24 protein-coding genes are annotated in these 24,832 nt (G+C 63.6%); 10 read left to right on the top strand and 14 right to left on the bottom strand.

All coding sequences use genetic code 11. The annotated features are described in order from the left end of the window. Positions 1-460: 460 nt before the first annotated feature. The 6 genes from U5A52_RS03990 to U5A52_RS04015 form a co-directional block, all read right to left on the bottom strand. Positions 461-1,075 carry a thioredoxin fold domain-containing protein gene (locus U5A52_RS03990; protein WP_321911750.1) on the bottom strand — a complete coding sequence of 205 codons (615 nt, stop codon included), beginning with the start codon at positions 1,073-1,075 and terminating at the stop codon, positions 461-463. Positions 1,076-1,229: 154 nt separating this feature from the next. Next, a complete protein-coding gene (locus U5A52_RS03995) occupies positions 1,230-1,814 on the bottom strand; it encodes a hypothetical protein (RefSeq protein ID WP_321934010.1) in 585 nt (194 codons plus the stop codon). A 188-nt stretch (positions 1,815-2,002) separates the two neighbouring features. After that, the gene (locus U5A52_RS04000; protein ID WP_321911747.1) at positions 2,003-2,482 is read right to left on the bottom strand and encodes a nuclear transport factor 2 family protein; all 480 of its coding nucleotides are present in this window, start codon (positions 2,480-2,482) and stop codon (positions 2,003-2,005) included. Beyond that, complete coding sequence (locus U5A52_RS04005; RefSeq protein ID WP_321934011.1) at positions 2,475-3,209, bottom strand: TetR/AcrR family transcriptional regulator; 735 nt, start codon at positions 3,207-3,209, stop codon at positions 2,475-2,477. The genes U5A52_RS04000 and U5A52_RS04005 overlap by 8 nt, the downstream gene beginning before the upstream one ends. Positions 3,210-3,279: 70 nt before the next feature. Further along, positions 3,280-4,254, bottom strand: coding sequence for a DMT family transporter (locus U5A52_RS04010; protein ID WP_321934012.1), 975 nt, complete (start codon positions 4,252-4,254; stop codon positions 3,280-3,282). Positions 4,255-4,344: 90 nt separating this feature from the next. Continuing rightward, complete coding sequence (locus tag U5A52_RS04015; protein WP_321934013.1) at positions 4,345-5,169, bottom strand: AraC family transcriptional regulator; 825 nt, start codon at positions 5,167-5,169, stop codon at positions 4,345-4,347. 189 nt (positions 5,170-5,358) lie between these two features. Between U5A52_RS04015 and U5A52_RS04020 the strand changes: the two genes are divergently transcribed. Then, positions 5,359-6,036, top strand: a complete 678-nt coding sequence (locus tag U5A52_RS04020) for a YceI family protein (RefSeq protein WP_415773470.1) — start codon at positions 5,359-5,361, stop codon at positions 6,034-6,036. Positions 6,037-6,049: 13 nt separating this feature from the next. Here U5A52_RS04020 and tdh read toward each other — a convergent pair whose 3' ends face one another. Both tdh and U5A52_RS04030 read right to left on the bottom strand, forming a co-directional pair. Then, complete coding sequence (gene tdh, locus U5A52_RS04025) at positions 6,050-7,081, bottom strand: L-threonine 3-dehydrogenase (RefSeq protein WP_321911740.1); 1,032 nt, start codon at positions 7,079-7,081, stop codon at positions 6,050-6,052. Between the two features lie 17 nt (positions 7,082-7,098). Next, the gene (locus U5A52_RS04030; protein ID WP_321934014.1) at positions 7,099-8,298 is read right to left on the bottom strand and encodes a glycine C-acetyltransferase; all 1,200 of its coding nucleotides are present in this window, start codon (positions 8,296-8,298) and stop codon (positions 7,099-7,101) included. Between the two features lie 142 nt (positions 8,299-8,440). Between U5A52_RS04030 and U5A52_RS04035 the strand changes: the two genes are divergently transcribed. The 3 genes from U5A52_RS04035 to U5A52_RS04045 all read left to right on the top strand — a co-directional run bounded on the left by U5A52_RS04035 (position 8,441) and on the right by U5A52_RS04045 (position 10,688). Next, positions 8,441-9,094, top strand: coding sequence for an XRE family transcriptional regulator (locus tag U5A52_RS04035; protein ID WP_321934015.1), 654 nt, complete (start codon positions 8,441-8,443; stop codon positions 9,092-9,094). 98 nt (positions 9,095-9,192) lie between these two features. Next, complete coding sequence (locus tag U5A52_RS04040; protein ID WP_321911736.1) at positions 9,193-9,600, top strand: DUF2471 family protein; 408 nt, start codon at positions 9,193-9,195, stop codon at positions 9,598-9,600. Between the two features lie 95 nt (positions 9,601-9,695). Next, positions 9,696-10,688 (top strand): tyrosine-type recombinase/integrase, encoded by a 993-nt coding sequence (locus U5A52_RS04045; RefSeq protein ID WP_321934016.1) that lies wholly within the window; start codon positions 9,696-9,698, stop codon positions 10,686-10,688. 106 nt (positions 10,689-10,794) lie between these two features. Here the strand turns inward: U5A52_RS04045 and U5A52_RS04050 are convergent, their stop codons facing one another. After that, a complete protein-coding gene (locus U5A52_RS04050) occupies positions 10,795-12,000 on the bottom strand; it encodes a DNA-binding protein (protein WP_321934017.1) in 1,206 nt (401 codons plus the stop codon). 1,363 nt (positions 12,001-13,363) lie between these two features. Further along, entirely contained in the window at positions 13,364-13,834 is a 471-nt protein-coding gene (locus U5A52_RS04055; protein ID WP_321934018.1) for a hypothetical protein, read from the bottom strand. Between the two features lie 41 nt (positions 13,835-13,875). Between U5A52_RS04055 and U5A52_RS04060 the strand changes: the two genes are divergently transcribed. After that, positions 13,876-15,234 (top strand): replication initiation protein, encoded by a 1,359-nt coding sequence (locus tag U5A52_RS04060; RefSeq protein ID WP_158760779.1) that lies wholly within the window; start codon positions 13,876-13,878, stop codon positions 15,232-15,234. Positions 15,235-15,371: 137 nt separating this feature from the next. On the opposite strand, the gene U5A52_RS04065 is transcribed toward U5A52_RS04060, so the two are convergent. Then, positions 15,372-16,451, bottom strand: a complete 1,080-nt coding sequence (locus U5A52_RS04065; protein ID WP_321934019.1) for a ParB/RepB/Spo0J family partition protein — start codon at positions 16,449-16,451, stop codon at positions 15,372-15,374. 24 nt (positions 16,452-16,475) lie between these two features. After that, complete coding sequence (gene parA / locus U5A52_RS04070) at positions 16,476-17,138, bottom strand: ParA family partition ATPase (protein WP_042271984.1); 663 nt, start codon at positions 17,136-17,138, stop codon at positions 16,476-16,478. 493 nt (positions 17,139-17,631) lie between these two features. Here parA and arsC point away from each other — a divergent pair, with 493 nt between their 5' ends. Next, the gene (gene arsC, locus U5A52_RS04075) at positions 17,632-17,985 is read left to right on the top strand and encodes an arsenate reductase (glutaredoxin) (RefSeq protein ID WP_321911724.1); all 354 of its coding nucleotides are present in this window, start codon (positions 17,632-17,634) and stop codon (positions 17,983-17,985) included. A gap of 333 nt (positions 17,986-18,318) precedes the next feature. Next, positions 18,319-18,873 carry an NAD(P)H-dependent oxidoreductase gene (locus U5A52_RS04080; RefSeq protein WP_321911721.1) on the top strand — a complete coding sequence of 185 codons (555 nt, stop codon included), beginning with the start codon at positions 18,319-18,321 and terminating at the stop codon, positions 18,871-18,873. A 49-nt stretch (positions 18,874-18,922) separates the two neighbouring features. Here U5A52_RS04080 and U5A52_RS04085 read toward each other — a convergent pair whose 3' ends face one another. Beyond that, the gene (locus U5A52_RS04085; RefSeq protein ID WP_321934020.1) at positions 18,923-19,642 is read right to left on the bottom strand and encodes a hypothetical protein; all 720 of its coding nucleotides are present in this window, start codon (positions 19,640-19,642) and stop codon (positions 18,923-18,925) included. 166 nt (positions 19,643-19,808) lie between these two features. Next, positions 19,809-22,088, bottom strand: coding sequence for a hybrid sensor histidine kinase/response regulator (locus U5A52_RS04090; protein ID WP_321934021.1), 2,280 nt, complete (start codon positions 22,086-22,088; stop codon positions 19,809-19,811). A gap of 632 nt (positions 22,089-22,720) precedes the next feature. On the opposite strand from U5A52_RS04090, the gene U5A52_RS04095 reads away from it, so the two are divergent. From U5A52_RS04095 to U5A52_RS04105, 3 genes are read left to right on the top strand one after another with little or no spacing between them, the layout of a single operon-like run. Continuing rightward, a complete protein-coding gene (locus U5A52_RS04095; RefSeq protein WP_321911715.1) occupies positions 22,721-23,089 on the top strand; it encodes a response regulator in 369 nt (122 codons plus the stop codon). Further along, complete coding sequence (locus U5A52_RS04100; protein WP_110383369.1) at positions 23,082-23,705, top strand: chemotaxis protein CheC; 624 nt, start codon at positions 23,082-23,084, stop codon at positions 23,703-23,705. The genes U5A52_RS04095 and U5A52_RS04100 overlap by 8 nt, the downstream gene beginning before the upstream one ends. Continuing rightward, complete coding sequence (locus tag U5A52_RS04105) at positions 23,702-24,646, top strand: diguanylate cyclase (RefSeq protein WP_321911713.1); 945 nt, start codon at positions 23,702-23,704, stop codon at positions 24,644-24,646. Before U5A52_RS04100 ends, U5A52_RS04105 begins: the two co-directional genes overlap by 4 nt. The last annotated feature ends 186 nt before the right edge of the window (positions 24,647-24,832 follow it).

Consider the following 24,832-nt stretch of genomic DNA (forward strand, 5'->3'; position numbering starts at 1 on the left):
GTGCGACGAAAAATCGCGCGCCGCACACTGCAGTGAGCCCACTCTCCCGCATATGCTCACCTTCAGTTTTCCTTACGTTGCTCACCTTGCAACGCATGTTTGTGCTGTGCTTCGGCGCCGCTGTTCCCGTAAGCGCAGAACGCTCAGCATTGCGGCGCAAGCCTCCTCGCACCTATTTTTACCGCCAAACAGCGCGTGCACATTAGTTTGCTATCCGAATCAATTACCCGGCTACTGATCCGCCACCGTCGAGCGTCGAGCACCGCCTCGTGGCGCGAACGTTCGCTACGCCCATCGGCCTTGCGGCATGTTCCGCCATCCTCTAGCAGGGTTTTGCGCCTCGCGAGAGCAAAGGTGAGGCTTTTCGGGAGGAGCGCAGCGAGTTCAACTCCTGGAACTCCTCACCTATCGTTGTATCGGTGAACTCACGATGCGGCGAATGACTCACCGCCGCACGCGCTCAACGATATTTTTTCAGCTCGGCATCGGTAATCGGTTGCGCGGGCAGATTCAGCATGCCCGGCAGGTCGTTCAGTTTCGGCAAGCCGCTGACATTGGCCCAGCGGCCGCCCGATCCCTGATAAATCAGCGTAGGCGTACCGTCGAAACCGAGGTCCTGAAAGAGCTTGATGTTGTTGTCGAGCTTGTTCTTGTCGGCCGCGGGAATGTGTGCGAGCGGTGCGATGCCGCCCGATTCGTCCTTCTCCGAGTAGTGCGTTTCGAGTTCTTTGAGCAGCGCGGCGCCATCTTTCGCTTCCAGCAGCGCGGCCGCTTTGCCCGCCGAATCGGCCTTCAGAAAGCCCATAGGAATCCAATGCACCTGCAGGCCCGCCGCTTCATACGGTTGCAGCGCTTTCCACACCAGGTGACAGTAAATACAGTTTGGGTCCATGAAGACATAAAGCGTCGACTTCACGTTCGACCCATTCGCACCTTCGACGATCGCACTTGCATTCTGCAAACTCGCGGCGGCCGTTGCGGGCAACCAGGTGGGTTCAGGTGCGTCGGCCGCCATGGCGCCAGCGCTCAGGGCCAGTGCGCCTGCGGCGATCAGCATGCGAGTGAACTTCTTCATCCTTTTCCTTTGACGTGGGTAGCGCGTCGCGTCTCGCGCCCGGTAAAGCGAAGGCTCGTATCTTAGGGTCAGGCCGTGGCGCGCGCCTGACGCCAATATGACAAAGGCGTCAGGTTATCAGCAAAGGTGAGAGTTTGCGGGAGGACGTCGAGCCCTAGAACTTGAAGCGCAACTGAAACCCGATGGTGAAGGGAAGATCGTCAGAAGGTATCGGCGGAATGACGATGAAATTCACGCCCACGCGCTTGTACGCGACCATCACGATCGGCGCGACCACGGGCCCGATCGTATGGTCGTGGCCAAGGCCCCAGTTGCCGTAGTTGTAGCCGGAGATGATGCCGCCCATCGCCGCGAGCCTCACGAAGCCCCAATGCAGGAATTCGGGCGCCCACACCGCGCCGCCATAGTACGAGGGCCGGCGCAGCGAATTGCGAAAACCGCCGGCCGTGAGCGCCCACGTGTCGCCTGGCCAGCATTCAATGCCGAGGCCCGGGTTGAACTGTTCGAAGTCCTTGTCGGGATGAATGTGGTACGAGCCGACCATTGCGTCCACCCACAGGCCCGAACTACACCAGTTTGCCGCATGCGCCGACTGCGCGGTGCCGAACAGCAGTAGCGGCAAGAGCAGCAAAGCTGCAGTCGCGCCGCGTTTCGTTTGCTTCGCTTTCGTTGTCGCCTTCGTCGCCGCGCCCGTTATCGTTTTTGTTGCTGCGCCAGCTTGCTTCTGCCAAAACCGCATGGGCTCTCCGTCCTTTATTGCGCCGATCCGCGAGGGCGGTCGTCTGTTTTCTGATTGCTGGTTCGCGGTGAATGACGAACTGTACCGCAACCCGATGCGTGCGCAATGGAGCCCTGGCTCGGATCGGGCGACTCGTTCGCCGCTGGCATGGTGCCACCGGCGCGAGTCGTTCCGATGAAAGCGAAGCGTCAGAGGCCGAGGTCGGAGAGACCCGGATGGTCGTCGGGACGGCGCCCGAGCGGCCAATGATAGAGGCGATCCGCCTCGCGGATCGGCAGGTCGTTGATCGATGCGTGACGGTGCGCCATCAGGCCGTTCGCGTCGAATTCCCAGTTTTCGTTGCCGTACGAGCGGAACCAGCTGCCCGAATCGTCATGCCACTCATAGGCAAAACGCACCGCGATGCGATTCTCCGTGTACGCCCATAGCTCCTTGATCAGGCGATAGTCGAGTTCGCGCGCCCATTTGCGCGCGAGAAATTCGACGATCGCCGCGCGGCCCGTCACAAACTCGGCGCGATTGCGCCACACGCTTTGCGGCGTGTACGCAAGCGAAACGCGTTGCGGGTCGCGCGTATTCCAGCCGTCTTCGGCGGCGCGCACTTTCTGCATGGCGCTCTCGCGCGTGAACGGCGGCAGCGGCGGGCGCACTTCGGGCGAATCACTCATGGTCTTGCTCCTTGCGTTGGGCAGCGCGCCGGGATGGTGCGCGTGGTGTAGATCGGCTTTCGGAACGGTTGCGGGATTCGGCAGCGCTTTTTGGCGCGAGGGCTTCGAGCAACGATCGGCCTGCCGCGCGCGCATCGAGCGCCGCATCGGCGTTGCCGCTCACGAGCGCCACGCCGATCGCGCCATCGATCAGGATCAGCCATTGGCGCGCGAGGCGTGCGGCGACACGGCGATCGACGCCGACGCTCGCGGCCCACGCATCGCTTTGTTCGCGCACGAAGTCGAGCAGGCGCGCCTTGTGTTCTCGCGCGACCACGCGCGCGGGGTCTTCGGGCGAAGCGATTTCGCCAGCCGCGTTGAGAAACGCACAACCGTGAAAGCCTTCGGACGTGAACCACTCGCGCAATACGTCGAACATGCCGATCAGGCGTGCCTGCGGCGTGCGTCCGCGCGCGAGCGTGCCGGCGATGAACCAGCGCATCCAGCGTTCGTCGCGCCGTGAGAGCGCGGCCGCAACCAGCGCGTCCTTCGATTCGAAATACGTGTAGAAGCTCTTGCGCGCCGCCCCCGCCGCGCGAACGATCGCATCGACGCCCGTTGCGTGAATGCCGCCCGCGTAGATCAGCGCCTCAGCGGCGTCGAGCAGACGCGCGCGCGCGTCGAGCTGCGGCGCTTCCGTGTTCGCTTCTGTGTTCGGCTCGGGGTTCGTGACAGCGGGCGGGCTCATGGCTAGTCTCGTTTCAGTGGGAGAATGATCGTTCTCCGATCCCGTAATGTAGAACGATCATTCTCCCAAGTCAAGACACCTTGCTGTTGCGCGTGCCGCGCAGCGCGCTGATGCGATTCCAAAGTGCGCGCCCCGAAACCGCGAACACGGCGGCCACGACCAGCGTGAGGCCCAGCACGCGCGTGGGAGTCAGCGGCTCGCCGAGCAGCACCGTGGCAAGCGCCACGCTCGACACGGGCGCCACGGCTGTGAAGACCGCAGCCTCGCCGCCTGGCACTCGCGCCGCGCCTGCGTACCAGAGCCAGAATCCGCCGACTGTCGGCACGAGCGCGTAGTAGGCCACGCCGAGCACGGCATGCAACGGCACGGTGTGGGCCCCGCCAAGCCAGCCGGGTAACGCGCACAGGCCCGATACGACGAAGCCGATCCCCGTCATCGCGCTAGCCTGCGCGAGTGGCGGCCACGGCCGCGAAAGCCTTTTGTTTAGCAGGACGAACAGGCTTTCGCACACGACCGCACCAAGTACCATCGCGTCGCCCGTGAGCGAGCGCATGCCATCGCGGTGTTCCCCAGGCACAAGCGTGACCAACGCCACGCCGAAACTCGCGATCGTCACCGAAACGAGCGTGCTCGCGCGCAGCCGCTCGCCCAGCACCAGCGCCGCCGTCAACGCGCACACGGCGGGAAGCGTGCCGAGGATAATGCCGGCGGCGCTCGCGGAAGTCCGCTGTGTGCCCGCAATCAGCAAGACCGTATAGCCGACGCTGCCAACGGCAGCCTGCGCGACGAGCAACAGCGCGTCGCGCAGGCCAGGACGCGGAAACCTCGTGCCGGTCAGACGCATGAGCAGCAGAAAGACCGGCAACGCAATGGCGAAGCGCAGCGCGGTGCCGGACAGCGGATCGAGCCCGGCGCCAATGGCCTTGCTGGCAATGACCGTGCTGCCCACGGTAAGCATGGCCGCCGTCAATTGCCAATGGGCGACGGATCGGGGGGAGAAGGTTAAGCGCCGCGCGCTTTCGCGCGACGGCAATCGTATCGACATGGAGCGCTCCTCGTGGTGATACGCCTGTATAGGCTCACCACGGCGCGCCGTCTTGGATCGTTGTGCGTCAGCGCTCGAGGCGCATGGGACTCATGCTGCGCGCGCGAGCCGGTAGCGCCCCGGCGAAACACCGAACTGCCGCGCGAAGGCGCGGTTCAGGTGGCTCTGGTCGCAGAAACCGGCGGCCAGCGCGGTCTGCGCGGGCGCCGTGCCCGCCTTGAGCAAACGCCGCGCGAGCGCCACGCGGCGATGCAGGATATAGCCGTGCGGCGCGACGCCGAACGCACGCAGAAAGCCGCGATGGAGTTGGAATCGGCTCAGCCCCGCCGCCTGCGCGAGTTGCGCGAGCGAGAACGGCTGGGCCGGATCGGTGTCGATCATGTCGCGCACGCGCGCAAGCGATGCCGGCGAGCACTGCGCCAGCGCGCGGCGGTGGCCGAGCGCCTCGACGAGACGCGTCATGACTTCGAGCGTGGCGGCGTCGAAAGCCATGTGGGAGAGGTCGCCGTTTTCGTCAGTGACGTGGGCGAAGGCCGCATCGAACAGCGCACGCCAATGCGGCTCCCTGATCACCGGCGCGTGCAGCGCGAAAGCGGCGTCGTCGCCCTGCGTGATGTCGGCTTGCAGCGCGTCGACCCAGCGCGGCTCGAAATACAGCATGCGCCACGTGCGCCCGGCGGCGTCGAGCGGGCGGCCGTCGTGCACCTCGCCCGGATTGACGAGGATGAGGTCGCCCGGCACGGCCTCGACCTCGCCCGCGTCGCTCAACGAGACATGACCGCCTCGATCGATTACGCCAATGCCGTACTGATCGTGCGTGTGACGCCCGAACGAGCGCACGGTCGCGGCCGTCATCGCGTCGACGTCGCGCGCGAGCGTGGCGTGAAAACACACGGCGTGGTTCGTGGCTGGCATGGATCGGCTCTCCGCGCTTCGGGCTCCAATGCGCGTATGAAACCCGAGTTTCGCGCGGCACGCAATATGCGCGTGACCCGGACGGGAAGTTGCGATCCGTCCCCGTCACGGTATGCTTCGCGAGGCGCGTGGAAGAAACGCGCGCCGTCAAACGTACTGACGAGTATCGACGAGTTAAAGGGAGCAGAAATGAAAGACCGGACGCCTGTGCCGCTTGCGCGCCTCGTTTGCGGCACGCGCCGTGCCTTCTTGATGGCACTGTGTGCTGCGAGCCTCGCCGCGTGCACGCCGCTGCGCGTGGTCACGCACAGCGTGAGCCGCACGGAAGCCGACGTGCCGGCGGGGCGCTACGCGATGGACGCGCATCACTGGAGCGTCGTATTCGACGTCGATCATCTCCATTACTCGCGCTTCGTCATGCGCTTCGACCGCGCGCAGGCAACGCTCGACTGGACGGCAGGCGGCCTCGAAACCGCCACGCTCGACGCGGTGATCGACGCCACGAGCCTGAACACCAACGTCAGCGCGCTCGACGCCATGGTGAAAGGCCCACAGATGCTCGACGTGCAACGCTATCCGGAGATTCGTTTCACGAGCACGCACTTCACGCGCACGGGCGAGGCGCGCGGCACGCTCACGGGCAATCTCACGATACGCGGCGTGACCCAGCCGGTCACGCTCAACGTCACCTTGAACGGCTACGCGCCCAATCCGCTCACCAAGCAGCCCACGCTAGGCTTTGCCGCTACCGGTCATTTCAACCGCTCGGCGTTCGGGTTGACGAGCTGGTATCCCGCCGTGGGCGACGAGATCGGCGTACGCATCGAGGCCGAATTCGCGCAGCCGGTGCCGGAACAGGCGCAGTAAAACCGCCGCGCGTTCAGGCCGCGGTCCAGTCGAGAATCACCTTGCCGCTTTCGCCCGAGAGCATGGCCGCGAAACCCTTCTCATAGTCGTCCACGCTGAAGCGGTGCGTGATGATGGGCGAAAGATCGAGCCCGCTTTGCAGCATGGCGACCATCTTGTACCAGGTCTCGAACATCTCGCGGCCGTAAATGCCCTTGATTTCCAGCCCCTTGAAGATCACCTGGTTCCAGTCGATGGCGGTTTGCGCGGGCGGAATGCCGAGCAGCGCGACCTTGCCGCCGTGGTTCATCGACTCGAGCAGCGCCGTGAACGCGCTCGGCACACCCGACATTTCGAGGCCCACGTCGAAGCCTTCGGTCATGTGCAGTTCGTTCATCACATCGCGCAGCGACTCGCGCGCAACGTTCACGGCGCGCGTCGCGCCCATCTTGCGCGCGAGTTCGAGCCGGTAGTCGTTGACATCGGTGATGACGACGTTGCGCGCACCCACGTGCTTCGCGATCGCCACAGCCATGATGCCGATTGGCCCCGCGCCCGTAATCAGCACGTCTTCGCCCACGAGGTTGAACGACAGCGCCGTGTGCGTGGCATTGCCGAACGGATCGAAGATCGCCGCGAGCTCGTCGGAGATCTCGGGCGGAATCTTGAACGCGTTGAAGGCTGGAATCACCAGGTATTCGGCAAACGCGCCTTCGCGGTTCACGCCCACGCCCGTGGTGTTGCGGCACAGGTGGCGCCGCCCCGCGCGGCAATTGCGGCAAAAGCCGCAGGTGATGTGCCCTTCGCCCGACACGCGGTCGCCGATCTGGAAGCCGCGCACCTCCTGGCCCATCTCGACGATCTCGCCCACATATTCGTGGCCTACGTGCATCGGCACCGGAATGGTTTTCTGCGCCCAGTCGTCCCATTTCCAGATGTGGATGTCCGTGCCGCAAATCGCCGTCTTGCGGATCTTGATCATCACGTCGTTGTGCCCGACTTCGGGCTTCTTCACGCGCGTGAGCGTGAGGCCAGGCGCGCGTTCGAGTTTGGCAAGTGCTTTCATTTGATTCGCAATCCTTGTTAAATCACACCGAGCTGCCGGCCGACGCGCGAAAATGCCTCGACGGCGCGCCCGATCTGCTCGGGCGTATGCGCGGCGCTCATCTGCGTGCGAATGCGCGCGCGGCCCTTCGGCACGACGGGATACGAAAAGCCGATGACGTAGACGCCCTCGTGCAGGAGCGCGTCCGCCATTTTCGTGGCGACCTGTGCGTCGCCAAGCATCACGGGAATGATCGGGTGCTCGCCGGGCACGAGCGTGAAGCCGAGCGCACTCATGTCGCGGCGAAACTGCGCGCCATTCTCGCGTACGCGGCGGCGCAGTTGCGCACCTTCGTCGCTCGCAATCAGCTCGAGCACGGCAAGCGAAGCGGCCGCAATGCTCGGCGTAAGCGTGTTCGAGAAAAGATAGGGACGCGAGCGCTGGCGCAGCAGGTCGATCACTTCCTGCTTCGCCGCGATATAGCCGCCCGATGCGCCGCCCAGTGCTTTGCCCAGCGTGCCGGTGATGATGTCCACGCGCTCAAGGACGCCGCAGTGTTCGGGCGTACCGCGCCCATGCTCGCCGATGAAGCCCACCGCGTGCGAGTCATCGACCATCACGAGTGCGTCATAGCGGTCCGCGAGATCGCAAATGCCCTTGAGGTCGGCAATGATGCCGTCCATCGAGAACACGCCATCGGTGGCGATGAGCTTGTAGCGAGCGCCCGCTGCGTCGGCTTCCTTCAGCTTTGCTTCGAGGTCCGAAAGATCGTTGTTCTTGTAGCGATAGCGGCGCGCTTTCGAAAGACGCACGCCGTCGATGATGCTCGCGTGATTGAGTTCGTCGCTAATGATGGCGTCGTCTTCGCCGAGCAGCGTTTCGAAGAGGCCGCCGTTCGCGTCGAAACAGCTGGAATAGAGAATGCAGTCCTCGGTTTTCAGGAATGTCGCGAGTGCGCTTTCGAGCTGCTTGTGCACGGTTTGCGTGCCGCAGATGAAACGCACCGACGCCATGCCGAAACCATCGCGCTCGAGGCCGTCTTTGGCGGCGGCGATGAGGCGTGCATCGTTGGCGAGGCCGAGGTAGTTGTTTGCGCAGAAGTTGAGCACATCGCTACCGTCTGCGAGCCGGATGTCGGCCGACTGCGGCGTGGCGATCACGCGCTCGTTCTTGTAAAAGCCATCCGCGCGGATCTGGTCGAGCGTCGCGCGCAAGTGGTCGAGATACGGTGTACGCATGAATCGTGCTCCTCACATAGCTGCGGACTACCGCGGTTTTGCCTGCGGTTTGCTATAGTCGCCGTCAGCTGTTAGCGAAAAATTCCGTTATTTCGAACTCATGTTCGATATGTCGAACGCACTCTAATCGATGAGGCCGTGAATGGCAAGCACCCGTAAATCGCGCGCCGCACCGGCGAACGCTCTTCCTGACGCGAGCGCGTCGGCTGCAACTGGCACCCTGCCTGCGTCGGCCGTATCCGCCGCCGCGCCGCCGCGCGTGGGCGAGCAAATCCAGCGGCTGCGCTCCGAGCGCAAGATGACACTCGACGACCTCTCGCGCGCGGCGGGCGTCTCAAAATCCATGCTATCGGAAATTGAGCGCGACAAGGCGAACCCGACCATTGCGGTGGCCTGGCGGCTCACGAATGCGCTGGGCGTCAAGCTCGATTCGCTGTTCGCCGCCCCGAAGGCGCCCGAGGCGATCGCCGTGGCCGGGCCGCACGACATCCCGACGCTGCACGGCCACGACGCCGGTTACCAGTTGCGTGTGTGGGGACCGATCGAGCTGGCCGGCAACTTCGAGTGGTATGAGCTGACGCTCAAGCCGGGCGGAGCGCTGGTTTCGGCCGCGCACGAACCGGGCACGCGCGAACATCTGACGGTGCTGCAGGGGAGCATCGAGGTCGAAGCGGCTGGCACCAAAGCGCGCCTGAAGGCCGCAGACACGGCGCGCTATATCGCCGATCAGCCGCACGCCATCCGCAACGCGGGCAAGGGCGAAGCGCGCGCGCTGCTGGTGGTGATTCACGGCTGACCGAGCGCCTCACCGCTAGCTTTAGCCGAACGGACGAGGCTGCGCGATCGGTCCGACTACTGTATATTTATACAGTAAAAGCCCGACCGGAGCCGTCGATGTCCCTCCCAACCGAACTGCCGCGCGAGCACGATCTGGCGGCCTTGCGCTTTCAGGCCGCCGCGCGCGACCTCGAACTGATCGTGCGCAACATCTCGCAGCGCTATATCACGCGGCAGGTGCCGCTCACCTGGCGGCTGCTGCATGCCATCGAGGCAGAAGCGCTTGCGGATCTCGGCTTCGCCAGCCGCCACGACGCCCTCATGCTCGGCCTCTTTCAACGGCCCGGCGACCTTGCCTGGCCGGAAACCGACGAAACTGTCGACTTCGGGCAATCCAACGCATTGCCAGCGGTATTCGCATTCGCGGTCTCGGCCTATGAGCGCGCCGCGCAACGCGCGGAAGAATCGCGCCGACACGCGAAGCACAACGACGCTGGGCGGCGTGCCAGGCCTTGGGGTGGTTGATTGCTGGCCGCGGACGCATCGCGCGGAACGAATTCAGTGCGATGGTCATTCGATCGCTATAATGGGCTCGTAACGCAACTAACGGAATGATAGAGATGGCGTCCTCCACTTCCTCACGCGACCTCTTCGACCAGCAACGCCAGGACTGGCAGCGCGACCCCGTCGCCGCATTCGACGCGTGGCTCGCCTCGCAAGACTTGCGCCGCTCCTCCGCCGAGGTCTATCGCGTGCAGTGGGGACGCTTTCTGGAATGGCTCGCGCTCAAGCGCAAGACCGTCATGACCGTGGATACCGGCACGATCGCCGAATTCGTTGCAAGCCTCGATGTGAAAAAGCCGCAGCGTCTTCGCTACCTGCGGCTCATCGAGCGCGTACTCGATCACGTGCGCGAAATCGAACTCGCCTCCACGAACCCGGCGCGCTTCATCGCCCAGGACGGCGAAGCCGCGTGGCGCAACGCACGCGAGAACGAGCCGACGGGTTTTCTTGGTGCCGTCGAGCGCGCCGCGATTATCGGCCAATTGTTCTCGCCGCTCGTCGAGCCTTCTGCGGCAAAACGATGGCGCGAACGCCGCGACCGGGCGCTCGTTGCCATCTTCCTGGGCGGTGGATTGAAAACGGGTGACGCCATTTCACTCACGCTCGACTGCGTGGCGATCGGCTCGGAATGGGTCACGATCGAAGCCGCCAACCCGGCATTTACGCGCGTCACGCGACTGACGCCATTTGCCGTCGATGTGCTCGGCGCCTGGCTCGAAGCACGCAGACTGGCCGGACTGCCAGGACAACTGGTGTTTCCGGGCTCGCCGTCCGGACGTCCCATGCACAAGGCCACCGTGCTTCGCGCCATCGACGCATTGATGGAAGCCGCCGGCGTGGCCGAAACGCGCGCCGAGCGCGCGAGTCCCCAAACCTTGCGCAACACGTTCGCGGCGGACCTGTTCGAGCGCGGCGTGGATACGGATCAGGTAGGGCAGTGGCTCGGTTTCCTGCAGCCGATCTCCGCGGGGCGGTTGCATCGCGCATGGAAAACGTGGGCGGAACGCGAGGCAGCGCAACACGCTTCGGCAGAAAGCGATAAGACGTGAAACGTCGCGTCGGCGCGTGGTTCAGTAGTTGCCGAACGCGTACGCGTCTCCCGTAAAAGCTCACGTCTCCAGGCCGGGCTGGCTTGGCGCATCGTCCAGTCAGCGCTCAGGAAGTCTGTTCGTGCGAATGCTTGCCGACCATGAAGCGCGCGTACGCCGCAAGCTTCGACGCCCCCGTTCCCGAGGTGTGCTCGCACTCGGGGCAAGTGAATTCGAAACCATCGTCCACTTCGGACAACTCCGGCTCTCCTTCGTGACAGTTCGGGCAACGCGCCGGCAACGCCACGTGACCATCGACCGAGGTGCCGAGGCTCGCCAGATCGGTTTCGCCCAACCGGCCCGAGGCGGCGAGTGAACAGAGCACGGCCGCGATCGACGCGTCGAGTCCTTGCTGGCCGCGCAATACCGTGACTTGCCGGGTGAGCACGTCCACTTCGTCAGACCGTTCGCGCAGCACGGCGTCCAGCCGGTCGGCGCGGGCCTTCGCCGTCGCCAGTTGCTGGATGAAATCGAACTCCTTCTTGCTGGCATCTCGCTGCGCCGCCTGCCAGGTCGACGACATCGAGCGCAACGAATCCAGTTCGACCAGCATGGGCTTGACGCGCCGTTCGGCCTCGGCAAGCGCATCCTTGATCTGCTGCGCGTAGTGCTCGGTGCTCTTGCGCATCTCTTCGTGCAAACCGTCAATGCGATCGCGCAAACCCGCGTTGGTCGTCTGTTCCACCTCGACGCGCTTGCGCAGCGCGTCGTTTTCCGTCTCCAGACGCTGTATCAGGACTTCGCGGTTGCCATGCGCCGCGGCGCCATGCGCGGATGCAGCGGCAAGCTGACTTTCGAGTTCACGCACCCGCTCATAGGCTGCTTCCACGCGAGATTCGCTGCGTTGCAGCATTTCATCGGCGGCCGAGCGACGGGCTTCGGCCTCCCGGGTCGCCTGCTCGGCATCGAGGCGACCGGCCTCGAATTCCGTGCGTTCTGCCTGCAGGGCATCGCCTGCGAGCGCCAGTGCTTCCTCGAAAAGCGCACCGAGCAGTTCGCCTGCGCGTTCCTCGAGTGCGGGCGGAATCGCTCCGGCGCCCACACGCACTTTTGACGTCGCGCGAATGCGCTGCCAGAAAAGATCGATGTCCTTGGGGATGTCGCTTGCACTGCCTGTCTGGGTCAGTTCCCGAACGGCAGCCATCGACGGCTTGATTTCGAAATCGAAGAACAAGCGTTTGCAGGCATGTAAGGAAAGCTCCTGCCTGCGCGCGCCGTTGTGGCGCAAATTCTCGATTTCTTCGCGGATTGCCTGGCGGTCTTGGTCTCGCATATTCGTCTTCTCGGCAGAGGAGTGGACGAATAATAACAAATTACGTTCTATTTGCTACGTTTTTGAGTGTCGATACTGCTGGAGGTGGCCAAAGGTCATTGCGCAGGCGTTTTCTGACGATGCAAGACGAGATCGACAGGGTCTTTCCGTGAAACAAATCGAAGTTTGTTTCATAAGCCCTTGTAAATGCGCGGTTTTTTGGCCTTATTTTACGGCTATCCAATGTTTCACGCGAGCGGACTTGTGGACGTCGTCAAGGCGGTTGGATTGGGATGTGGATATCTCCAATCGCTCGCGGGGGGATTCTTGCTTGAGAGATATAAAAGTAAACACCCTTGAACCGGTTAAAAACGTTAACGCCACGGCAAATCCTTACCTGGCGGGGCTTTCCGGGCGATGAGGTGAAGCTTTACGGGACCTTGGGTGAGTGCCTGCGGGAAAGTTCGGTGACGGGCTTCGGGAATACCGGTGAGCCACTGCAGGAAAGGACGTGAGCGGGTTCGGGAGCGGGGGGATTCTTGACTTCCCGGCAAGGGTGAGGCAATGCGGGAGGCCATGGGCGGACAGGTCGCGCGTAGCTGGGCTCGACGGCGATGTTACGGGAAATGCAACGGTGAGCGGGTTCGGGAGCACAGATTTGCGCCATTTTTCGGCTAAATCGAGGGGCTGCAACGCTTGGGGTGAGAAGTATCGGGAAAAAATGCGGATCGAAGGTGAAGTTTTTCGGGAGCCGGAGCCCGAAATCGGGCGAAATGGGGGCTTCGAGGGTCCAAAGGTGAGCCTTTACGGGGGCGTGTACGCGAGCCGGGCGGATTTCCCGGCTGCCTGTCACGCGTTGCCGGGGATTTTTCTCGTCGAAAGGTGAGAATTTTCGGGAGATTTCCGCAGTGCCGCGAAACCAGCGGCGGCCGTCCGGTCAAGATCGATAAGGTGAGGCTTTTCGGGGGCCTTTTTTTGCGGATTTCACGGCCAAGGTGAGCAAATTCGGGAGAAAGTTGGTGTTCACTGCGTTGCAGATGCCGAAAATACGCGGGTGCGGGTGGTGCTTCTCTCCATTGGAATCCTGCATGGGTGAGATTATTCAGGAGCACACTTTCGGCAAGCGCGCATCTGTCCGAACGTACTGTGTTCGCCTGAGGTGAGGTAATACGGGAGTCGATATCGCCTTCCCGGGTCCGCCGCGCATGTGGATAAGTCCCGGAATTCATTGATTTTTTCTTTCTGATGCCCTATGAGGTGAGAGTTTCCGGGAGGCGCCGTGACGGTGCAGCGCAACCGTGCCGGAATGCGAAAGGTGAGGACTTTCGGGAGCTGTTGCGGGCTGACTGCAGCAACGACGGCCTTTGGGAGCGGGTCGATGTGTTCAGTCAACACGGCAAAAGGTGAGTGTTTCCGGGAGACATCGGGGCACGCAACGGCGAACCTCGACAATTTTGACCTTCGATTGCCGTGGCGCGTAGTTTTTGGCTTCGCAATCTGGACTTTCTGCCGGCCTTGCACGTGCGACGCGCGTGTTTTGCTGCGGTGCGATCGCTTTGCAGCGGATTTTTTGGCCAGCGACCGCTCCGAAGCCCGGATTTCGCTGCCTGCGACGCACTTTTATCACTGGCTGCACGAAAATATTTAAGGTGAGCGAATACGGGAACAGATGGCGACCCTTGGGAGGCCATCGGAAATACAGGATCGGGCCGGACCACGCATGACGCAAAGCGCCCCGCTGGATGGGCGTCTGGCCAAAGGTGAGGCAATACGGGAAGGCGTCGCGGTGAGCGGCGCGCGCGATATGCGCATCACCGGCAATGGTGAGAGAGGCCCTATAGACGCCTATCACCACAGACGGTATCCTTTCGCGAAATTCTCTCCTCGACCCGACGCATGGCCACGAAGCGCGTGAAAAAGACCGATGTGGTAAGCCCCAGCTCGGCGGAATTGCGCAAGGCCGTCGAGGCGATCGCGATCCAGCCGAAGAGTGGCAAGATCACCCTGCTGACTCGCAAGCTGTTCAACGTCCTGCTGGCCGTCGCCCAGCAGGCCGACGAGTCCGGCGATACCTACCGTGCGCTGCTTTCCGACATCGTCGCCAACTCGGCGTTCGATTCGAACGATACAGCGCTCGTGAAGGAGCACCTGCGCCGTATGGTGTCGGTGCAGGTCGAATGGAGCCAGGGCACGTCGAGCCAGAAGCCCGGTCGCAAGTGGGGGATTTCCACGCTGATTGCGGATGCGGAAATTCTCGAGGACCCGCAAACCCGCCGTGTCTGGGTGGAGTTTTCGTTCGCGCCGAAGATCAAGAAGAAGCTGCTGGATCCGGTCCAGTACGCCCGCCTTAGCCTGCAGTTCCAGAGCCAGTTGCGCAGCAGCGCGGGGCTTGCGCTCTATGAGATCTGCGTGCGCTATTTGACCAACCCCAGCCATCTGACGATGCGCGAGACCTGGGAGTGGTGGCGCCCGATCCTTTCCGGTACCCCGGATACCGAAGCGGGCGACGAAGCCAAACGCGAGTACAAGTATTTCAAACGCGATTATCTGCGGCCTGCCATCGCCGAAGTCAACGCGGTGACGAACATCTTCGTCGAGTTGATCGAGCATCGCGAAGGGCGCCGTGTTGCCGAAATCCAGTTTCGCGTAACCGAGCGCAAGCAGCCGATGCTCGCGCTCGACGAGCATCCGAATGTGTTCGACAGCACGCTTGTCGATCGCATGGTGAAGATCGGGATTCCGCTCAAGGAAGCGCAGTCGCTTTACGCCGACAGCGAGGAAAACCGCATTCGCGCCGCGTTGCAATTGACCGAACAGCGTATGCGCAGCACGAGCCTGCCGCCGGTGCGCAGCGCTGCGGCGCTGTTCAAGGACGCGCTGAAGAAGGGCTATGCGCCGCCGGTCGAGACTGCGGCAGGCGCCACACCGGCCGTTGGCCGCGGCGCGTCGGCAGCTGTTGCCGCCGATGATCCGAAGGCGCGACTGCTCGATGAATATGCCGCCTATCGGCGCAAGGAAGCCCGCTCGCTCTACGAGGAGCAGGGCGACATGGAGCGCGAGCTTGCGCGTCAGTCGTTCGAGACGGATGAACTGCCAGGGCTGGGTTCGCATTTGCGCGATGACTGGCGTCGTCGCGGACTGGAATCGAAACTGGCCGATACGGCGTTTTTCGACTGGCTCGCGCGCAAGACCTGGGGCGAACCGACCGACGGCGACCTGCTCGCGTTCACGCTGAGCCAGACGCGCGCGGCCTGACCGTCATGCAAGGCCGGCCCGCGCAAGGCGGGGCGGTGGGGGTGGGGCTTTGGCCGATTCGAGCGACGTAGAACGCCCCCCGTCTCATTGTCGACGGTCTGCCCGATGCGTGGCAGTCGTCGACAAATTTTCCAAACTTATTTCGTCTTCAGGATCTGCTCGATCTGCTGAAGAATCGCGTCGCGTCGATCTTTTGCGAGTCCCTTCAGGCGCAACTCGAGGCGGTCGTCCCCGTATGACTTCAGGTCACCGACAGCCACGCCGTCCAGTTTGATCTCCAGCCGTTGCGCGTAGCGTTGCCGCCCAGCCGGCTTCGGGCTTTCCTGGGCGCTCGCCCGGCCTTTCACGATATCCGCCACCTGGCGCGTGCTGAGGTCGTCGGCAACGATGCGGTTGATGAGACGCAGCGTGGCGTCCGTGCCGCGCGCGCCGTGATAACGGCCAACCTGATAGGCCATGTTCGAGCCAAACCGGTCCGGGCGCGCCACCATTTCCTGCATGACCAGCTCCGGCAACTTGCCGATCGACAGCGCAACCGCAACCGTCGATTCGTCGAGGCCGAGGTGATCGGCAAGCTCGCGCTGACTCTGAAAGTGCTTTTCATCGATGAATCGCTTCCACACCACCGCGTTATCGAACACGGTTTGCGAATCGCGCTGAACGTTCAGGTCGTAACCGAGCTTGTAGCTCTGAATGCCGATCGGCAGATCGATGACGATTGCCTTGACGACTTCCTTGTTTGCTTCTTTCAGCGCACGCACGCGACGGCCGCCATCGCTCACGTAGTAGCTGCCCGGCGCTGCGTAGTCAGGAATCACATGGATTGCCTGCTGCTGCCCTTGCTTCGCGAGATTGACGGCCAGTTCTGCGATCGAAGCCTTCAAATAGAAGTGACGCGGATTGAAGGGGCTCGGCTTGATGTCCTTGAGCGGCAACTCGATGATCTGCCCGGGACGGTAGCCGTGTGCGATACGCCAGGCGTGGTACTCGGCCGACTCGTTTTCGAGGCCCGGTGCTTCGTCGAGAACGGGCTCGACCGCAGATTCAAGGCCAGTCGCAAGGGCGGGCTGACTCGAGCGCCCAGCCACCTCTCGCGTCTTTGGCTTGTCCTGGACGAGTCCGTCGATGGCGTTGAGGCGGTCGAGTGCCGTGCGCTTTTCGCTGCTCGTCGTATCAGGCCGGGCCTGAAAGCCTTTGGCGAATTGGGAGGGTTTCATTCAAGGTCCTTTATGCGCATAAAGTCAGGGGAGCATGGCCGCAATCTCGTCGGCGCATGCGCGCACTTCCACTGCGGCGAGGCGAGCGCCGCGGTCGTTCATTTGCAGAACTGTCTGGCCGAGTGCCATTGCCTGCTTGTATGCCTCACGTGTGGGAATCTGCGTTCTGAGCAGTGGGAAACCAAGTTCTTCAAGGGCGCGCTTCAACTCGCGAGTCAGCATGCGCTTTTCTTCGGTCTTGTTCAGCAGAAATACGGCGCGCAGATCTTCGTTCATGACCTGGGCCTGCTGGATGAGCTTCACGAGGCCAACGCTCGACCAGTAATCGGCCGGAGAGGACGAAGTCGGAATGACGGCAACAGTAGCGGCTAACAGCACCACGCCGGAGACCTTCTCAGTAATCGACGGCGGGCAGTCCACCACGATCACGTCGTAGTCGTTGACGAACTTCTTGATCTCCCGGTGAATCTGGCCACCGGCTTCGGAGAGATTGACGACCGGGAACGGGATACCCGTGTCGCCATCGGCTGACGCACTGGCCCAATGGACCAACGTGTTTTGACCATCGGCATCCACAACCAGCACCCGCTTCCCCTTCTCGTGGAAGGCCGCGCCGAGATGCATCGCGATCGTGCTCTTACCGACCCCGCCCTTTTGTTGCGTGACTGCGATTATCTCTGCTGCCAATTGGTATTCTCCTTTTTGCTATTAGCATGGGATTTTACCTGGAATGTTTTTCAGTTCAATGATTTTTGGTGTAATTCGCAACTGAATTAGCCATTCGGACAAGGTTTATGCGCATAAAGCTCGTGCGAAGGTCAGTGGATGCCGCATCGCGGTCGCTTTGGGTTATGAAGCCCCATCGATCACACGCTAGATGCATGGCGGACCTGGGAGAAATACTCGTGCACTCAAAGACGACCGCACGCAGGTCACCGCTCTTTATGCGCATAAAGTCAGTCCCTATCCCCCTATCGCATCTCGCCCCTCACAAGCGCGCGACCGGAAGATCTCACCGCGAATCCCAAGTGCAGCCACATGGCTGCAATACGTGTTAAAGGCGTCAGGCCTTCGTCGACTGAGGCTTCATACGTCTACCCGCCCACCCTCGGTAAAATCACAGCGAATCCACGGCCTCACCGAGGCTCACCCACCACTCCCCTCTCGTACAGCAGACCCCATGATCACGATCTACCATAACCCTCGCTGCTCCAAATCCCGCGCGGCTTGCGAACTGGTGTCCACCTCGAAGGCGAATGAGCCTGTCGAGGTGATTGAATACCTGAAGCAGCCGCTCACCGTCGACCAACTGAAGGCGCTGCACGCGATGCTGGGCGGCCCGCTGCTCGACATGATCCGCACTGGCGAAACCGAGTACTCAGAGCTTGGTCTGGATGCGCCTGGTGTGACAGATGATCAGTTATACGAAGCAATTGTGCGGCATCCGATTCTGCTTCAACGACCCATCGTCGTACGCGACGGACGCGCCGTGATCGGCCGCCCAACTGAAAACGTCGCAGCGTTGCTCGGTTGAAATCGCCGGTTCGCTCACGCACGACAAGCGGGCGAAAACGCGAGCGTAGGAGCCAGCGTGCAAGGGCGAGACGCAATCAACGCCATGCACGCACCGGAATTGCACATTTGCTAACCTGCAGACGAATCCCACGCGAGGCCCGTATCTACCGGCCCTTCGCGCAAGTTGTCCACAAGCTTATCGACAAAAACTGTGGATAAAATCGCGCCACCCCTGGTTATCCACAGCGGTGCACGGCGCGTGGCCAGGCGCGCGCGCATCGCGAGAACTCGCGCGCGTCTATGATGATGTTTCCTTTCACTGCGCTTCGCGCGCACCTCCGAGGAAACCGAAATGGCTTACAAGATCGCAGTTGTGGTCGGCAGTCTGCGCAAGGAATCATTCAACCGGCAACTCGCGCACGCGGTGACGTCGCTGGCCCCCGCGGATTTCACTTTCGAGTATCTCGACATCGGCGTGCTGCCGCTCTACAGCCAGGAATACGACGCAGACTATCCCGAGGTGGCGCGCCGTTTCAAGCAACAGATCGAAGCCGCCGACGGGCTGCTCTTTGTTACGCCCGAATACAACCGCTCGATTCCGGGTGGGCTGAAAAACGCGCTCGACTGGGGTTCGCGGCCGTGGGGCACGAATTCGTGGCGCGGCAAGCCGGGCGCGGTGCTCGGCACGTCGCTGGGAGCGACCGGCACGGCGCTCGCGCAACAACATCTGCGCAACGTCCTCGCCTATCTCGACGTCGCCGTGCTCGGTCAGCCCGAGATGTTCATCAAGCACGACGCGAGCCGCATCAACGAGAAGGGCGAGATCGTCAGCGAGGACACGCGCAAGTTCCTGCAGGGCTTCGTTGACACGTACGTGGCCTGGGTCAAGCGCCAGCTTGGCCGCTGACGCCTGATCACACCAAACGTACCTCACACGCCGTATTGCGTGGGCGGCCTCAATGTAACGTGCGACGCTGCCCCGGCATGTCCTTGTCGTGCTCGGGCGTGTCTTCCTCGTACTCGAGGAATTCGTCCGGAATCTGCGGCGCGGCGCCAGCGGCGGGTCGCGTCGCTTCGGGCGCGGCTGGAACATCCACATGATGCGCGCCCATCACCGCTCCGGCGCCGGGCGCACTCGCAGAAGTGAGCACGGTCGCCTCGGCCTCGCTCGTCGGCCGCATCGGTTCGGCGGTGGAGGCGAACGTAGGCTCTTCAGCGGGGTGTTTGCGCGCTGCTTCCGTTTGCGCCGCACGGCGTCGCAGGGCGTCGGCGAACTCGGAGAGCCCCAGTTCATCGAGCGCCGAGTGCTCGCGCGCGACGGGACTGTCCGTCGCCGGCCACGCCCACGGTGTGCCGCGTAGCGCGACGTCCGTCGCGTGCTCCTCGCGCAGTGTTTCGTACGCGAGATTGGCGTGCGCCTCGTCGCTCACATGCACGCCGATGCGCACCGGCTCGCCCGGCGGCGGCGTCATGCCGGTCTGGGCCTCGGTGGTTCGGCGCACGTCGCCCGTCGTCGAGAAAAAACCTCCCACGAGCCGCTCGATGCCAGCCAGCACGCCCTCAGTGCGCGCCGGCAGGTCGATGTCGCCCGCCGCGAAGCCGCGTTGCAGCAGCGCGTCCTGCGCGTGACGTGCTTCGTCGTAGGTTGGGAAAACGCCGGTCACGGTTTGTTTCATGGCAGCCTCCTTCGCCAGATGGCGACGCCCGCTCACATCATGCGCCGATTGTGCATGGATGGTGCATCGGTCAGCGCATGCTGGGCGTGACATCTAACCGCCTGATTCTGCGGGTCGCGCTGCCTGCCGCAAGCCTCGTGCCGCGAGGCGGGTCACGCGTGTCCGGTCATGCCCGCGGGCTCTGGAGTGTCGTGTCGTGCTCGCGCTTCGCACGCGCCTGGCGGTCCTCGCGAATCGCCTCGAGCATTTTCTCCAGCAACGCGATGTCGAACGGCTTCGACAGTACACGCACATCGGCATTGCGCGTGCGCTCGAGTTCCTCCGCGTAACCCGTCACGAGGATCACGGGTAGCTCCGGCTCGAGCCCCTGCAGCGCCTCGGCCAGATCGATGCCGTTCATCGTCCCCGGCATGTGGATGTCGGAAAGCACGAGGTCGAAGCGCGGCGCGTGCTCACCCTCGGCAAGCGGCGCTTCGACGCGCTGCAGCGCGCTCGCGGCGTCGCTTGCGCAAGTCACGCGGTGGCCCATCATCTGCAGGAGTGCCTCGGTGCCGGCCGCGACTTCGTCGTTGTCCTCCACGAGCAGCACGTTCAGCCCATGCTGGACCTGGGCGCTCTCCTCGCGCGGCTCGCCCGGACGCTGCGCGGGCGGCTCGGCGAGCGAGCGCGGCAGATACAGATGCACGGTCGTGCCCGCGCCGATTGCGCTGTCGATCGCGGCGAGGCCGCCGGTGCGCTCGCAGAACGCGAACACTTGCGGGAGTCCGAGCCCGGTGCCCGTGCCCTTCGATTTGGTCGTGTAGAGCGGCTCGAACGCGCGCGCGAGCACGTCCGGCGGCATGCCTGTGCCGGTGTCTTCGAGCATGATGTGCACGAAGTCGCCGTCGAGCGGGAAACCTTCGTCCGGCCGGAAGCTGATGTTGCGCGCACGCACGGTGAAGCGGCCGCCGTTGGGCATCGCGTCGCGCGCATTCACGGCCAGATTGATCAGTGCAAGCTCGAATTCGGCCACATCGACGAGCACGGGCCACACATCGTCATCGACTTCGACGACGAGCGACACCTTCGCGCCCAGCGACGCGCGCAACAGCTCGCGCGCCGCCGGCAGCCAGCGCCCCACATGGATCGTCTCGTTGCGCAGCGGCTGCTTGCGCGCCACGCCGAGCAGCTGGCGCGTGAGCGACTGGCCGCTCTTGAGCGCGCGCTCGACTGCCGAGAGTTCGCGCTCGAAGCCCGCCGCGCCGCGCCGCCGCGCGATCTGCACGTTGGCCGACACGATCATCAGCAGGTTGTTGAAATCGTGCGCGACGCTGCCCACGAGGTTGCCGAGCGCTTCCATCTTGCGCGATTGCCGGTAGGCGGATTCGATCGAGCGGCGCATCGAGGCTTCGGCCTGCCAGCGCTCCCACGCCTCCTCTTCGGCGGCGAGGCGCCGCAGCGAAAGCCAGATCACGCACCACAGCGCGATCGACGGCGTGAACATCGAGATGATGAGCACGCTCAGGTGCCGGTACCAGGCCGCCCAGATCGCCGGCGTGCGATACGCGCAGGTCACGTAGACCGGGTACGCGCCCACGCGCCGGAACGCGAGGATCACGTTGCTGTCGAGCAGCGTGGAATGCATGCGCACGACGCCGGACTCCGTGCCACGCATGAGCGCGGCGCCGAGCGGCGAGCGCGGCGTGATGACCGACGCGTCGGCGCGCGGCGGCGGATCGAAGGCGAGGATCGTGCCGTCGCTGCGCACGAGGCCGAGCGACATTGGCGAACCGGGACCGAGCAGGTCGCGGTAGAACGAGCTGAAATAGCCGGGGCGCAAGGCGACCGAGACGAGACCCGCGAACTCGCCGGCGTCGTTCAGGCGCGCCACGCCCATGTTGAACACGGTCTCGCCGCTCACCTGGCCCTGCATCACGCGCGAGACGTGGTCGATCACGCGGCCGTCGCGGATGCCGGTGAAGTCGTCGCGCGCGGCAATCGACACCGGCGGTGGCGGCGAGTAGCGGCTGCTCGCGAGCAGATCGCCGTCGCCCCCGAAAATCGACACGGCGGCCACTTGCGGGTATCCGCCGCCGATCGCGTCGAGTTTTTCGTGGATCTGCGCCTCGCTGGCGCGGATGCCGTCGTCGTTCAGGCCGCGCACGAGGTCGACCACGCGCGCGTCGAGCGCCTCGTTCATGTCGAACACCTTGAGTGCATGCTCTTCGGCCACGCGCACGGTGCGCAGCGTGGTGTCGGTGGCGTCGGCTTCGCGCGCGCGCAGGTCGTTGTACGCCATGGCGGCCACGTAGAGGCACGGCAGCACGATCGCCGCGACGAGCAGCGCGAGCAGCGTGCGCCGGCGCACCGTGAAGTCGTGACCCGGCGCGGCCGGAAACGGCGTGTCGTCGGCGGGGGGCGGCAGGGAGGGGCGTTCGTCTGGCCGCTCGGGCCGGTCAGCAATCATCGTACGGAAAAACAGGGAAAAGACGGCTGGGCATGCGACATGATAAACGACCGCGATGACGCCCCGACGGCCAGCGGATCCCCGGCGTGCTGCAAGAATCGGCTGGCAAGCGCGCTGCCCAGGGGGTTTCCTCTCGCTTCATGCCGAATTCGCGAAAATCGGCGAAGCGCAAACGTACCACAAAGGGATAATCGACGTCCTTCATTTAAGGGATTGATCATTTATTTCCATAAATTAGTCGAAATGAGTCGATTTTGTTCGTTGATTGATTAACGGCGAGTTGCATTTGATTCAATTTGATTCGAGAATCGCGGACACGAGATAAATAACGCATTCGCATGTGAGCCATGCCAGCCGACCAGGCGCATGGCCATGCTACGGGGTGGCTGCAGGCATGCAGACGAGGGCCTTCATGACCGGCGCACGGGTTGCCGGTATCCATTGGGCGGCGGCGGAGCGATGGCGCGGCCATGCGCCTTGCGCCGACGTGCCAGCGCGCGGATCCGTTCATGCGTTATGCATTATTCGGCGGGTTCGCAATTTTCTTTGAAGTTTTCCCTAAAGTAATTGCCCGTGCCGCCGTTAATCCGTCGAAACGCACTCCGTCCAACGCACACTCATTCAGCATATCCATGTCCTTGCCCATCGTGATCGCCGATGACTCGCTGTTAGCCCGCAAGGTGCTCACGAAGGCGCTGCCCGAGGACTGGGACGTTTCGATTTCGTACGCGGCGAACGGGCACGAAGCGCTTGCGCATTACCGCGCCGGCCGTGCGGCTGTCATGTTCCTCGACCTCACGATGCCCGACATGACGGGCTTCCAGGTCCTCGAAGCGTTGCAGCACGAAGACCTCAACACGTTCGTGATCGTCGTTTCAGCGGACGTCCAGCCTCGTGCCCGTGAGCGCGTGCAGGCGCTCGGCGCGGCGGCGTTCGTCGCAAAGCCGGTAACCCAGGAGGCGCTGCTGCCCATCCTGAAGGAGTACGGGTTGTATGCCTGATCGAGTGTTCACGGAACTCCAGCGCGACGCGCTCCAGGAGATCGCCAATCTCGGCATGGGGCAGGCAGCGACGCGACTGTCGGGGCTGCTCAACGCCTTCATCGAACTTTCGGTGCCGCGCGTGCGCGTGGTCGCCGTATCCGAGGCCGCGGCGGCGCTGCGCGAGATGACCGGCATCGACGGTCCGGTCGCGGCCGTGCGCCAGGGCTTTCGCTCGGAGATCAAGGGCGAGGCGCTGGTGATCTGCCGCAGCGGCGAGATCGCCGAGCTGGGGAGCCTTGTAGGCGGCCCCTACGCCACGATCGGCGACGACGCGCTCACCGAAGAAGAACTGATGTTCGACGTCGCCAACGCGCTCACGGGCGCGTGTGTCTCGTCGATGCTCGACCAGCTCGGGCGCATGCCGGTGTTTTCGCAGCCGGGTCTTCTCGGCGAGGCGATCATGCTCGACGAGGTGTTCCAGCCCGGCCTGCTCGCCTGGGACGTCGCGCTGCTCGTCGAAGTCAATTTCGCGCTGGAAGACCAGCGCTTTCGCGCCCACCTCGTCATGCTGATGGCCGAGGAGTCGATCCATGTCGTGAGCCGGGCCATCGACGCGTTGTTGCATAGCCTATGAACGAGCCATCCGGATTGCCATCGCTATCGGACCTCGTTGTCGAACGGGTGGGTTTCGGCATTTTCGTGGTCGATCGCGACATGAACGTGCTGAGCTGGAACCGCTTCATGCAGGACCACAGCGGTGTCACGGCCGAGGACGTGATCGGCCGCTCCATCTTCGAACGCTTCCCCGATCTGCCGCGCGCGTGGCTCACGCGCAAGGTCGAGAGCGTGTTCCAGCTGGGCAGCTTCGCGTTCAGCTCGTGGGAGCAGCGCCCGTATCTGTTCCAGTTCGACCACGACCGGCCGATCACGGGCGGTGTGGACTACATGCAGCAGGACTGCACCTTCATGCCGCTCATGCGCGGGCGTGACGTGATCGCCGTGTGCGTGACCCTCTCGGATGTCACGCACGTGAGCGTCATGCAGCGCGAGCGCGAGGAGGCCGTGGCCAAGCTGCGCGAATACGCCGATCGCGACGGCCTGACCGGCATTGCGAACCGCCGCTATTTCGAAACACGCCTCGCCGACGAATTCCTGCGCTGGCAACGCTATGGCGGCGAGCTTTCGATGCTGCTGTTCGACCTCGACCACTTCAAGCGCATCAACGACGAATTCGGCCACGTGGCCGGCGACACGGTGCTGCGCTCGATGGCGCAGCGCGTGTCGGGCGTCGTGCGCAAGCAGGATGTGTTCGGGCGCTTCGGCGGCGAGGAATTCGCGTTGCTGTTGCCGTGCACGCCGCTGGACGACGCGCTCTATGTGGCGGAGAAGATTCGCCGCACGATCGGCGACGAGCCGATCGAGGTGCAAGGCGTGATCGTGCCCGTGACGGCCAGCGTGGGCGCCGCCACCGCGCGCACGGGGGCGCCCGACTACGAAGGCATGATCAACGAGGCGGACGCCGCCCTCTACACCGCGAAACGCCAGGGGCGCAACCGCTCGGTCGCGCTGGCCTGAGACTTGCCCGGGCCGCAGGCGGCTGCGGCCTCGATCCGTCTCATCGCCCCGTGCTTCGGGGTACGCACTCGCATGCTATGCGCCCCGACTCAACTGCGGCGCCCCTCAAAGGTTGATATACTTTTGCCCGTTTCCGGCCTTGCGCGCCCCCTGGCGGGCAATTTTAGGGTCGGGTGCCTCGCGCGT

It is taken from the genome of Paraburkholderia sp. J8-2, from assembly GCF_905220195.1.
In the GTDB taxonomy this organism is placed as follows: domain Bacteria; phylum Pseudomonadota; class Gammaproteobacteria; order Burkholderiales; family Burkholderiaceae; genus Paraburkholderia.